Source organism: Daejeonella sp., from assembly GCF_017495225.1.
Lineage (GTDB): Bacteria > Bacteroidota > Bacteroidia > Sphingobacteriales > Sphingobacteriaceae > Daejeonella.
In genome coordinates, this window is record NZ_JAFEIG010000015.1 from 57,639 (window position 1) to 70,203 (window position 12,565).

General features: G+C 35.7%; 9 protein-coding genes and 1 tRNA gene. 8 read left to right on the forward strand and 2 right to left on the reverse strand.

Annotated elements, in window-relative coordinates; translation table 11 throughout:
* Positions 1–193: 193 nt before the first annotated feature.
* The 3 genes from QZ136_RS06035 (at position 194) to QZ136_RS06045 (ending at position 3,447) form a co-directional block, all read left to right on the forward strand.
* Entirely contained in the window at positions 194–1,375 is a 1,182-nt protein-coding gene (locus QZ136_RS06035; protein ID WP_291401451.1) for a cystathionine gamma-synthase family protein, read from the forward strand.
* Between the two features lie 162 nt (positions 1,376–1,537).
* Positions 1,538–1,918 carry a hypothetical protein gene (locus tag QZ136_RS06040; protein WP_291401453.1) on the forward strand — a complete coding sequence of 127 codons (381 nt, stop codon included), beginning with the start codon at positions 1,538–1,540 and terminating at the stop codon, positions 1,916–1,918.
* Positions 1,919–2,004: 86 nt separating this feature from the next.
* Entirely contained in the window at positions 2,005–3,447 is a 1,443-nt protein-coding gene (locus QZ136_RS06045) for a gliding motility-associated C-terminal domain-containing protein (RefSeq protein WP_291401455.1), read from the forward strand.
* Between the two features lie 25 nt (positions 3,448–3,472).
* On the opposite strand, the gene QZ136_RS06050 is transcribed toward QZ136_RS06045, so the two are convergent.
* Positions 3,473–6,061 (reverse strand): cation-translocating P-type ATPase, encoded by a 2,589-nt coding sequence (locus QZ136_RS06050; protein WP_291401457.1) that lies wholly within the window; start codon positions 6,059–6,061, stop codon positions 3,473–3,475.
* An 18-nt stretch (positions 6,062–6,079) separates the two neighbouring features.
* Positions 6,080–8,533 carry a phosphoenolpyruvate synthase gene (ppsA, locus tag QZ136_RS06055; RefSeq protein WP_291401459.1) on the reverse strand — a complete coding sequence of 818 codons (2,454 nt, stop codon included), beginning with the start codon at positions 8,531–8,533 and terminating at the stop codon, positions 6,080–6,082.
* Between the two features lie 412 nt (positions 8,534–8,945).
* Here ppsA and QZ136_RS06060 point away from each other — a divergent pair, with 412 nt between their 5' ends.
* The 5 genes from QZ136_RS06060 (at position 8,946) to tig (ending at position 12,490) form a co-directional block, all read left to right on the forward strand.
* The gene (locus tag QZ136_RS06060; protein WP_291401461.1) at positions 8,946–9,125 is read left to right on the forward strand and encodes a histone H1; all 180 of its coding nucleotides are present in this window, start codon (positions 8,946–8,948) and stop codon (positions 9,123–9,125) included.
* A gap of 183 nt (positions 9,126–9,308) precedes the next feature.
* Positions 9,309–9,689 (forward strand): SRPBCC family protein, encoded by a 381-nt coding sequence (locus QZ136_RS06065; RefSeq protein ID WP_291401463.1) that lies wholly within the window; start codon positions 9,309–9,311, stop codon positions 9,687–9,689.
* A gap of 376 nt (positions 9,690–10,065) precedes the next feature.
* Positions 10,066–10,866, forward strand: a complete 801-nt coding sequence (locus QZ136_RS06070; protein WP_291401465.1) for a helical backbone metal receptor — start codon at positions 10,066–10,068, stop codon at positions 10,864–10,866.
* Between the two features lie 128 nt (positions 10,867–10,994).
* Positions 10,995–11,076: transfer RNA gene (locus QZ136_RS06075), tRNA-Leu, on the forward strand.
* Between the two features lie 67 nt (positions 11,077–11,143).
* Positions 11,144–12,490, forward strand: coding sequence for a trigger factor (tig, locus tag QZ136_RS06080; RefSeq protein WP_291401467.1), 1,347 nt, complete (start codon positions 11,144–11,146; stop codon positions 12,488–12,490).
* Positions 12,491–12,565: the final 75 nt, after the last annotated feature.

Genomic DNA, 12,565 nt, shown 5'->3' on the forward strand with positions numbered 1-12,565 from the left:
TTTTAAGGGGCTTCAGGATTAATTAAAACATTGAGTTTTTCTTTATGTTTTAATTCTGAAGCCCTTTGTAATTCATAGTGATTCTTAATAATATTAGCCATAATTTTAAACATTAGTTGAGCAGTCATTTACATTTGCCTTCCGAGGCATTTTTTGTTCTTGAAATGATCCAATTGTTAATCTTAAAATTTAAATGGAAAATAAAAAATATAATAAAGCTACCGAAGCCGTTTGGGCGGGAGAGGATAATCCTTACTTTAAAGAAGCAGTTACCACACCAATTGTGAACAGTGTTGCTTTTGCCTACCATGATTTGGATAAATGGTATGATATATCTGTGGGTAAGCAAGATGGATTTATTTACAGTCGTAATACTAATCCAACGGTAGCTGCACTTGAAGAAAAAATTAGAGTGCTTGAAGGTGCTGAATCGGCAACAGCCTTTGCAACCGGGATGGCAGCCATTAGCAATACCTTGTTCACTTTTCTTAAGCCAGGAAAGCGTGTGGTGTCGATGAAGGATACTTATGGCGGGACAAGTAAATTATTTTTAGATTTTTTTCCTGAATACAAGGTTGATGTTAAACTCTGTGAAACGGGGAATCATGAAGAGATGGAATTGGAAATTGCTAAAGGTTGCGATTTAGTTTACCTTGAAACTCCTACCAATCCTACCCTTAAAATTGTTGACATCAAAAGAATGGCTCTTGCAGCTAAAAAGGTGGGTGCAATTGTAGTGGTAGATAATACCTTCGCTACGCCAATCAACCAAAATCCTTTGTCGCTTGGCGCTGACTTAGTCCTGCATAGCGCTACAAAATACCTTTGTGGTCATTCTGATGCCATGGGCGGATTATTGGCTGGCAACAAAGATCTAGTACAGAAGGTTTTCCACTTTAGGGAAATTAATGGTGCAAGCTTGCAGGCAGATCCTGCTTACATGATTGCTAGGGGAATGAAAACTCTTGAATTAAGGGTTTCAAGGCAAAATGAATCTGCACTTACCATCGCTAAATATTTAAAAGCTCATCCAAAAGTGAGTGATGTCTTTTATCCTGGCTTAGAAACTCATAAAGGTCATGAAATTGCAAAATCACAAATGCGTGGCTTTGGCGGAATGTTGAGTTTTGCTCTGAACGGTGGTTACGATTTAGTTGAAAAATTCCTTCCATCTTTAAAATTAGTCCATTTAGCAGCCAGCCTAGGCTCTGTGAGCACATTAGCCGGTCCGCCGCGCACCACAAGCCATGTTGAGCTTACCGAGGCACAGCGTGCCCATTTAGGCATTCCTGAGAGTTTAATTCGCTATTCTGTAGGAATCGAGTCGGTAGAGGATCTACTACAGGATCTTGAAGATGGATTAAAGAAAATTTAGTGTATTTGTATTTAAAGCCGGATAAATGACCTAATGTTCATCTATCCGGTTTTTTTATACAATTCTATTTTAGCTTGCATGAGTTTCATATCATGAGCTAAATCATGCTTTTCTTTGTTTTTGGTCATTTTATTTCAAGCCTTTTATTGATATCGTTGTATTATGAAAGAGATAAACATAAAACACGTTAGCAATTTGCATAGTGATGCACTCAGGGGACTAGAATTTTATGAGCAAGAATTAGCCATTTTACAAAAGCGACTTGAAGAAATTGCTGGGGATAATACTGGGCACGAGGTGTCGGTAAGTATCGAACATTTTCAGAATCAGTTTTTGATTCAGAACAACAATATTGATGAGCTAAAGCATAAAATAAAAGAAAATTTAAAGGCTATTGAGAGTCAGGTAATGAGTTCGGCTGGTTTTGTTGATCAAGATTCTATGAGCCTAAATGCGGATCTTTATGACCAGTATTTAACTCAAGAAAAGATTGTTAACGATATAAGACAAGAATTTAATCGATTTGCTTCTAAATGGATGTAGTTTAAAGCATCCATTTTTCTTATGCAAATGGATAGATGACAATAGATATAAAATCCATAGTTTAGCATGATTTTTTAATGTTGAAAATGGGTTATTTAAAGTTTTTGTTCATCCTTGTTTTGCTATTCCCTATTGTTTCGAGGGCGCAATCTTGTGCGGGCAACTTTGGCGACCCAGTAGTTAATATTACTTTCGGAAGTGGCTCAAGTCCAGGACCAATAGCTTCTACTAACTATAATTATACCACAGCAAGCTGTCCAATAGATGGTAGTTATACCATTGTAAATCGTACAAATGGCTGTTTTGGGAATAATTGGCATACTCTTTCAGAGGATCATACTCCCGGAGATAGTGATGGTTTTATGATGCTGGTAAATGCATCAAATGCTCCCGGCGAATTTTATAAAGAAACAATAACTAGTTTGTGCCCAGGTACAACTTACGAGTTTTCGGCCTATGTGGTGAATGTTTTAAAGTCTACTTCATCAGGAATAAAACCCAATTTAACTTTTTTTATTGAGTCTGTTTCAGGTTCAGTTTTAGGCAGCTATTCTACTGGAAGTATTCCAGAATCTTTGAATCCCGAATGGAAAAAATATGCTTTAGTTTTTACAACTCCTGTTGGGATAAGTTCTGTAGTTCTCAAAATAGTTAATACCGCCCCCGGAGGTAATGGAAATGACCTTGCTCTTGATGACATTACCTTTAGGGCTTGCGGGCCAACCATTAAGCCTAAGCTCAATGGTAGCTTGAGCCCCTTTAATGTTTGCGAAGGGCTTAGTCAGACGGTTACGCTCGATGCGGATTTAGGTCCCGGTTATACCAATCCCGCTTTTATTTGGCAAAAAAATATTGGGAATTCTGGATGGATTGATATTCCTGGTGCAAATACTAAAGAAAGCTCTATTGTCATTAATCCAAGCTCTTCAATATCTCAACAATATCGTCTTGCTAGTGCCGAATCTTATAATATCAGTTCCCCTGGCTGCCGGATAATATCTGATATAATCACTCTTAGCTATTTTGATAAACCTATCGCTGATGCTGGACCAGATAAAATAACCATTCAAGATAAGCCGGTTGCACTAACAGCTTCCGGAACAGGCCATATGCTCAGTTATAAATGGTCGCCAGCCACCTTTCTAAATGACCCATATATTTTAAATCCAATTTCAACTCCAGATCAAGACATTACCTATACTTTGGAGATTACAGATGCTTGTAATAGTGTTTCAACTGATCAAGTTTTTATTAAAGTGCTTAAAAATATTACCATACCTAATGCTTTTTCGCCTAATGGGGATGGCATAAACGATCTTTGGAATGTTGCTGGCTTAGATTCTTATCCCGACGCGGATGTTCTAATTTTCAATAGGAATGGGGCTATTATTTTTCAAAGTAAGGGCTATCAAGAACCATGGGATGGTAAATATCGTGCGACTGCTATTCCTAGAGGGACTTATTATTACTCTATTGATTTGAATAATGGTACAAAGCTTTATTCAGGAACAGTCTTTTTGATGGATTAGAATCGCATAAAGCGATTTATTCATTTTAACTTTGAATTCTGCTATTTTTTTTGTATCTTATGTATTTGTCTAACTCAACAGCCATAAATACAATACTTGATACAGCCAATGTGAGTGCCAATTCCTTCAGACTTAGTGCTTGTGTTTTGAATATTTTATTTAAAGCAGGCATGTAAATAATCATCATTTGTAGCAAAATAGTTAGTGAAATTGCAAACAGCATTCTTTTATTACTAAATAAGCAAATTTTGAAAAGAGATATTTTATTAGACCTTATGGCTAATACATGTCCAAGCTGACTGAAACATAAAACGGTAAAGGCCATGGTTAGTTCATTGCCGTTTCCGTATTTAATTGCCCAGGCTTGAATTGATAATGTCACTAAGCCTATCAAAAGACCTACCCAGAGGATATGCCATCCCATGTTTCCAGCAAAAATAGAATCAGAAGGTTTTCGCGGTTGATGCTTCATAATATTAGGTTCGGCTGCCTCAGAAGCAAGGGCAAGTCCTGGGAGCCCGTCTGTCACTAAATTAATCCATAAAATATGAATGGGAAGTAGTGGAATCGGGAGGCCTAAAAAAGGTGCTAATACGATGCACCAAATTTCTCCTGAATTACCGGTCATAATGTATTTTATGAATTTTAAGATATTATCAAAAATTTGGCGGCCATGTTGAATGGCTTTGACAATGCTCGAAAAATTATCATCAAGAAGAATCATATGCGCTGCTTCTTTAGATACTTCCGTTCCATTAATTCCCATAGCTATGCCAATATCTGCGTTTTTAAGTGCTGGAGCATCATTTACCCCATCGCCAGTCATGGCCACAAAATGTCCCTTGCTTTGCAGTGCATTCACAATTTTTAGTTTTTGTTCCGGATCAACACGGGCATATACTTTTACTTTTTCAACTAATTCATCGAATTGTTTATCATCTAATTCAGCAAGCTCAGCACCGCTAATTACCAAATCATCCTTATTATTGATGATACCTAAGGCCTTCGCAATAGCTGTGGCTGTTAGTTTATGATCGCCAGTAATCATTACTGGTGTAATTCCAGCGTCCTTGCATTGTGAAATTGCTTCCTTAACATCTTCTCGTGGAGGATCAATCATTGCGGCGAAACCTAGCATAGTTAGGGATGATTCTACATACTCTGGCGTTATTTCTTGTGGTAGTTCTTTCAATAGTTTATAGGCAAAACCTAAAACTCGATGTCCCGCCTCCGATAAATTATTCACCTGCTTTTCTAAATTGTCAATTTCTGAGCTATTTCTCAAATGGGATGTTTTTATCAGCATTTCTACTGCCCCTTTGCTAATTACTAAAATGCCTTCTTCTGTTTGATGTAAAGTACTCATACACTTTCTATTGGTATCAAAAGGTATTTCTGCAATTCTAGGGAATGACTTCTCTAAATCATGTTTGTTGTGATTATTTGCTAAGGCAAAATTTAGCAGTGAAAGTTCGGTAGATTCTCCAATCCAATCGCCTTTTTCATTTTTACTTACATCATTGCTCAAAGCCATAGCCATTAGCATTAAATTATTTGAAATACCAGGAAGTATTTTTGAATTTTCAATTTCAAAAACCTTTTCAACAGTCATTTTATTGATGGTAAGAGTCCCAGTCTTATCAGTACAAATAAAATTTACTGATCCTAGGGTCTCTACGGCATGGAGTTTTCGGACTAATACATGTTGATTAACTAGTTTTTTTGCTCCCATTGCTAAGGAGATGGTTACTAGAGCTGGTAGGGCCTCGGGTATGGCAGCAACAGCTAAAGAAATTGATAAAAGGAGCATGTCCATAAGGCTTTCACCTCGCAGCCATCCCGAAAGGAAAATAAAAACACAAATCGCTAAAATGATTATGGATAGGGTTTTACCAAAGCTATTTAGCCTTTTTTGCAATGGGGTAATCTGTTCGTTTTTTTGGATTAATTTAGCAATATGACCCAATTCTGTATTCATGCCCGTTTCCACTACATAGGCAGTGGCACGCCCACTGGTAACAAAGGTTCCTTTGTAAGACATATTTGTGCGATCGCCAATTGCTAAATTGGATTCCTTGAGCTCTGTGCTATTCTTCTCGATATTTTGAGATTCGCCAGTCAAGGCCGATTCATCAACCTTGAGGCTATAAGTGCTTATAAATCGAATGTCAGCTGGAATTATATCGCCAGAATTTAAGGTTACTACATCACCTGGGACTAATTCGCTAGAATCAATTTTTACTAATTGTTTGTTTCGGAAAACGTGCGCGCGACTCCTAGCCATATTTTTTAAGGACTCTAGGGCTTTTTCTGCTCTATATTCCTGAATAAACCCGACTAAAGCATTGATGAAAATTATGGAAAGGATAATGATGGTGTCGGTCAAATCAGACGCAAAACCTGAAATTATAGCAGCAATGATTAAAATAATAATCATGAAATCACTGAACTGATTCCACAAAATTCTCCAAATTTTATATTTGCTTCTATTGTCTATCAGTTCATTATTTCCGAATTTAACCAAGCGCACTTGTGCTTCTTCACTCGTTAGTCCCTCTGTATTGCTTTTTAATGCCTCTGCAACTTCTGAAGATGATAGCTTATGCCAATTCATGAAATATTTGGTGATTTTTTAACCTATTTCAGCTTTTTTATTTTTGAGAGAGTGCCTTTTAGGAGTTTTAAAACGCTTTTTTTCAGCGTGATTCATATTTTCTATCCCTTCAACAAGTGCATCTGGATTAAATGAAATACTGTCTATGCCTTCTTCAATTAGAAATTCGGCAAATTCAGGAATGTCGCTTGGCGCTTGCCCACAAAGCCCAACTTTAATTCCATTTTTCTTGGCAGCTTTTATCGTTCTCCGTATTAACTCTTTTACAGCAGGGTTTTCTTCATTAAACAAGTGATTTACCAAACTTGAGTCGCGATCAATACCCAAAGTGAGCTGAGTTAGGTCATTTGATCCAATAGAGAATCCATCAAAAAGCCTTGCAAATTCGTCGGCCAAAAGCACATTGCTTGGTATTTCAATCATTACATAGACTTTAAGTCCATTTACTCCTTTTTTCAAGCCATTTTTTGCCATTTCTTCCAATACTTTTTCACCCTCTTCAAGGGTTCTGCAGAAAGGAATCATAAGTTTGACGTTTTTTAGGCCCATTTCATCTCTCACTTTTTTCATGGCTCGGCATTCAAGTGCGAAAGCATCTCTGTAAAATTTGCTATAGTATCTTGATGCACCACGTAAGCCTATCATAGGATTTTCTTCACTTGGTTCAAAATAGGATCCTCCTAATAAATTGACATATTCATTGCTTTTAAAATCGCTAAATCTTACAATAACTTCTTTGGGATAAAAGGCCGCTGCAACCATCGAAACAGCCTCTGCAAGTTGGTCAACGAAGTATTCTTTGCCATCTTTATAGTTTCCAATAATTTCTTTGATTTTACCCCTAATCTCCTCGTCAATTGCTTTTTCAGGCTCGCAAAATACTAAAGGATGTATTTTTATACTCTTTGAAATGGTAAATTCAAGTCGCATAAGGCCAACCCCATGATTAGGATATTTGCTAAGTTCAAATGCTCTTTCTGGATCAGATAATATCAATAGGGCAGGGGTTTTGGGTAGTTTAACTTTACTAAAATCCTGCTCTTCAACTGTCCATTTTAATAATCCTTCATAAATATTTCCTGATTTGCCATCTGCGCAGGAAACGGTTATTTCATCTCCAGTTTCAATTACCTTGGTGGCATTCCCCGAACCTACAACAGCTAAAGTTCCCAGCTCGCGTGCTACTATGGCTGCGTGACTTGTTCTTCCGCCTTTATTGGTGATAATTGCCGCCGCTTTTTTTAAGATAGGATCCCAATCTGGATTAGTAATGTCGGTTACTAAAATTTCTCCTTCTTTTAATTGTTTACCCTCTTGCGGATTGTTAAGTATTCGAGCTTTTCCAGATCTAATTTTATCGCCTAAAGCGATTCCTGTAGCCAATAATTTTGATTTTTCGGCAAGCCAATAAATCTCATGAACTTGTTTTTTAGGTTTTGCATGTACAGTTTCTGGCCTAGCCTGAACAATGTATAGTTTATTGTTAATGCCATCTTTAGCCCACTCAATATCCATAGCTTTCCCATAATGCTTTTCAATAATAAGGCACCATTTTGCTAATTGTACAACTTCAGCATTGTTAAGGCAGAATTCTTTTTGTTTATCTATGCTTGTTTCTAAATTCAAAATGGTACTCTCACTGGTTTGCAAGTCAGATTTTTCGGCATAAACCATGGTGTATTCCTTTTTACCACAAACTTTTTTTATGATAGGTTTATACTGATCTTGATTGAGCGTTGGTTTAAAAACTATCCATTCATCTGGTATGGCCCTACCTTGGACAATATTTTCACCTAACCCCCAAATGCCATTTATAATTATTGTGTTCTTAAAACCGGTGTCGGGATCAATGGTAAATACTACCCCAGACGATGCTTTATCACTTCTAACCATTTGTTGAACCCCTACCGAAATGGCAATATCCTTTTCCATAAAGCCCATGTCATGGCGGTACTTAATAGCCCTATCCGTAAATAAGGATACATAACATTGCTTAATAGCATCCAATAATTGCTCTTCACCACTGATGTTTAAAAAGGATTCCATTCTGCCGGCAAAACTAGCAGTGGGCAAATCTTCGGCAGTAGCGCTACTGCGAACAGCCACATCTAGCACTTCTATACCTAGATTGTTGCAAAGTGAACTATAGGCTGTTTTTACTTGTTGTTCTATCTCCTCAGGAATTTTTGAATTAAGGATTAGGTTTCTTGCTTGCTCTCCAATAGTACTTAAATTGCTAAAACCCTGCTTATCGAGGGTAAGCAGTAGGTCTTTAAGCTCCTGCTCAATTTTATTCTCCTTTCTGAATAATCGATATGCTTCGGCAGTCAAGGCGAAGCCATCCGGAATATTTATGCCCTTACTATTCAATTGGTTGAACATTTCTCCTAATGATGAGTTTTTCCCACCCACGCGGGCAATGTCATCAATGTGAATCTCGCTGAAAGGGATCGTATATGATAATGCTTGCATTTATTAAGAATTTAATTAACCTATTATCGACTATGTTTTTAGAAGTATTTAAATGGTTGGGTTGGAAATTTTGGATAAATCTTTATTTTTTTAAATAAGTTTCATCCTTGAAAAAGCTAATATTGAAACAATGTATTAATGGTATTGTTTCAAATTCTTTGCGCTAGATTTTGATTTTTTCAGGTAAAATCATTTTTTATTTGGCTTCAAATCAGATTTAAATCATGGTTATTAGCTCAAATTTTGGATTGATAACAAAATCAGATTTTCTTTATTGCTAAAAAAAACGCTTTTAATGACTATTTAGAGCATTTTTTAACTAAAAGTTAATTAATAATAAAAAAATTATTCAAAAGCGCTTGTCAATACATCTAAATAAATTAGATTTGTTGAACCTTAAAAAAAAACAACAATGGATAAATTTTCAAAAATGAAAGAATTGTTTGCTTCAGTTGAAGTAGACGCTAACAAATTTTACAATTCAGGTAACAGTGCTGCAGGAACAAGAGTTCGTAAAGGCATGCAAGATTTGAAAAATTTAGCTCAGGAAATCAGAAATGAAGTGACTGAGAAGAAAAACAGTGCAAAATAATTTTAGCACTTTTTCAAATAATTAAAAAGGCTGGTTTATCCAGCCTTTTTAATTATTTCACTTCCTTTCTCATTAATTATTTCCTTGTTTTTCCCCAAAAGAAGTCCTAACAATTATTTCTCTCTTTTACTGTGATTTGTAAATCAATAATTCGGTCAATTATTTTAGATTTGTACCATAATTATGAAAGATTTCAAAAACTATTATCTCATACAGGCTAGTCCCGAAGAGGTTTACCTCGCCTTAACAAATCCACTTACTATTTCACTTTGGACAGGTGCAGAGGCTATTATGAGTACTGAACCAGGCTCAGAATTTTCTTTGTGGGATGACAGTATTGTGGGTAAGAACATCGAATTTGTTGAGAATAAAAAGATTGTTCAACAGTGGTATTTTGGTGATCAGCCTGAAGAATCAATAGTAACTTTTATTTTACATCCAGATAAAAACGGGACATCACTAGAGCTCCGCCATACTAATATTCCTGATTCTGATATTCAGGATATGATTGATGGCTGGAATTTGAATTACTTTGGTGCACTACAAGATTTTTATGATGAATAGTTTCATCGAAAAATTCTAAATTTTTATCTCGTCTTTAGAAAAGGAATACACTTAGCTTCTTTTGGACTAAAATCTAGGAGATTGTATCCTAATTGCTGTAAATATCCATCCCAAATAAATCGATAAAATTCATCAGATAGTGCTTGGATATAGAAAATTAAGCAAAATCTGATAAATACCTAGCTAGTTTAATTGCATTAAAATTAAGCCGACTAATATTCTTTTTTTTGAAATACTCAATAAAAATTATTGATTAAGAACTAATTAAATCACAAAATTAGACCTTTCTGTTAAAATATAGCCCACAAGGGATTTGAAAACCATTAATTACCAGGTTTATTTAGGCATTAATAAAATTTAGCTTATTTTGTAAAATATGCAAAAGCGCACATTTACAGATCAAATGGGGAGGCTTATTTCCTTTAATTTTCCGCCCAAGCGGATTATTTCTCTGGTGCCTTCCCAAACGGAGCTTCTTTTCGATTTAGGTTTGGATGAGGAGCTTATTGGGATTACCAAGTTTTGCATCCATCCTCATGATAAATTTAAGACTAAAACGAAGATTGGTGGCACCAAAAAACTCGATTTAGATAAAATTAGGGCATTAAATCCGGATCTTATCATTGGGAATAAGGAGGAAAATGATCAGGCACAAATTAAAGAATTGATGCTTGAATTCCCTGTTTGGATGAGTGATATCACTCTTTTTGAAGATGCGATAGAGATGATTGGGCAAATTGCTGAGCTCACAGGAAAAAAGGAAAATGGACTTCAAATCACTTCAAGCATCGAAATGAGCTTTGCAGAAATTCCCCAAAATCAAGCTTGCCGAAAAAGTGTGGCTTATTTTATTTGGAAAGATCCTTATATGTTGGCAGGAAAAGATACTTTTATTGATACTATTCTGGAAAAGGCTGGTTTTGATAATGTAATAGCTATGAGTCGATACCCCGCAATGTCACTTTCAGATATAAGAGAACTTAATCCTGAGCATATTTTTTTATCATCCGAACCCTATCCATTTAAGAATGAGCATGTTGTAGAGATGGGGGCTATTTTTCCTGATTCTACGGTACGGATAGTGGATGGCGAGTTGTTTTCTTGGTATGGGAGTAGGTTGCGGTTTACGTCGGATTACCTATTACAGCTTTTGCAAAAAATTAATTGTCATTCTTAAATAATAAGAAGAATAGATTTTGTAATTATCTAGAAATTCCTTATTTTTGCAGACCGAAATGCTTAAGGTTATGCTTTATTTAAAAAAGCTTTAAAAATCTCAGGTTTTTCTAAAATAATCCTAATGATGCGGATGTGGCGTAATTGGTAGCCGCACCAGACTTAGGATCTGGCGCTTCACGGCGTGGGGGTTCGAGTCCCTTCATCCGCACATATTAATTCCTCGGCTACAAACCGGGGAATTTTTGTATAAACTAAAACGACATAAAACTCAGAAAATGAACATTACACAGGACAAAATAGACAATCTGAATTCTGTACTTACTGTAAAGATTAATCCTGAAGATTACAAAGAGCGTGTAGAAAAGGCAGTTAAAGCTCAAGCTAAAAAGGCAAAATTACCAGGATTCCGTCCCGGAATGGTGCCTGCAGCCCACATTAAAAAGATGTATGGCAAAAGTATTCTAGTTGATGAGGTTAATAACATCTTAAACGATACTTTAAGCAACTATATTAGCGAGAATAAATTAGAAGTTTTGGGTCAGCCGCTACCTAAAATCGATGATTCTAAAGACTATAACTGGGATTACAATGATAATTTCGAGTTTGTATATGAATTAGGTCTTGCACCTGAGTTTAATTTAGAATTTAGTTCTAAAGATAAACTGACTTATTATCAAGTAAAAGTAGATCCTGAAACTTTAGCTTCTCGTATTACTAATTTGAGAAAAAGCTATGGCAAAATGTCAAATCCTGACGTATCGGCAGATGATGATGTATTGTATTCTGATTTGAAGCAATTAGCTGCAGATGGTTCTATTTTTGAAGGTGGAATTACTGCAACTTCTGCTATTCGCTTAGATCAAGTTACTGATTCTAAAATCAAGAAGTCGCTAATTGGTTTAAAGAAGGAAGATGTATTAGAAATAGATATTCAGAAGGCTTTTGATTCTAATGTAACAATCATTTCTAAAGTATTAAATATCGAGGAAGAAGATGCTCAAGACTTGAAATCTAAATTCCAATTAACGGTAAAAAATATCAACCGTTTAGAAGAAGGTGATTTAAATCAAGAGTTCTTCGATAAACTTTTCGGTGCAGATGTTGTTAAATCTGAAGAAGAGTTTAAAGAAAAAATTAGAGAAGAGCTTGAAAGCATGATGGTTCAAAATGCAGACCAAAAGCTTCAGGGTGATATGCTTCAATTTGGTTTAGATAAGACGAAATTAAGTTTACCAGATGATTTCTTAAAGCGTTGGTTAAAAGCCACTAATGAGAAATTAAGTGATGAGGAATTGGAAAAAGGTTATGATGATTTTGCTCGTAACTTACGCTGGACTCTAATTGAAAATAAGATTATCAAGGATAATAAACTAGAGATCAAATACGAAGAAGTTTTTGCAGCTGCTAAAAATCGCTTAGATTCTCAGTTTAGAATGTATAGTCCGCAGCCACTCTCTGAAGAGCAACTCGGACAATATACGGCGCAGTTTTTGCAGAATAAAGAAAATGCGAACCGAATTTTTGAGGAAGTAAAAGGGCAGCATGTATTTGAATATCTAAAAGGTGTTGTTACCTTAGATAAAAAAGATATTCAGTACAATAAATTCTTGGAATTGAAATAAGCGAATTGTTTTTGGTCTTATTCATTCCATTTATTTTGATCTTTTGTTTTCTACATTAAAATAAATGTTAACCTA

Excerpts from the sequence above, each read along its gene's own strand:
- QZ136_RS06040 (WP_291401453.1), top strand. The coding sequence starts at position 1,538 with ATGAAAGAGATAAACATAAAACACGTTAGCAATTTGCATAGTGATGCA.
- QZ136_RS06045 (WP_291401455.1), top strand. The coding sequence starts at position 2,005 with ATGGGTTATTTAAAGTTTTTGTTCATCCTTGTTTTGCTATTCCCTATT.
- QZ136_RS06060 (WP_291401461.1), top strand. The coding sequence starts at position 8,946 with ATGGATAAATTTTCAAAAATGAAAGAATTGTTTGCTTCAGTTGAAGTA.
- QZ136_RS06070 (WP_291401465.1), top strand. The coding sequence starts at position 10,066 with ATGCAAAAGCGCACATTTACAGATCAAATGGGGAGGCTTATTTCCTTT.
- QZ136_RS06065 (WP_291401463.1), top strand. The coding sequence starts at position 9,309 with ATGAAAGATTTCAAAAACTATTATCTCATACAGGCTAGTCCCGAAGAG.
- QZ136_RS06035 (WP_291401451.1), top strand. The coding sequence starts at position 194 with ATGGAAAATAAAAAATATAATAAAGCTACCGAAGCCGTTTGGGCGGGA.
- QZ136_RS06050 (WP_291401457.1), bottom strand. The coding sequence starts at position 6,061 with ATGAATTGGCATAAGCTATCATCTTCAGAAGTTGCAGAGGCATTAAAA.
- ppsA (WP_291401459.1), bottom strand. The coding sequence starts at position 8,533 with ATGCAAGCATTATCATATACGATCCCTTTCAGCGAGATTCACATTGAT.
- tig (WP_291401467.1), top strand. The coding sequence starts at position 11,144 with ATGAACATTACACAGGACAAAATAGACAATCTGAATTCTGTACTTACT.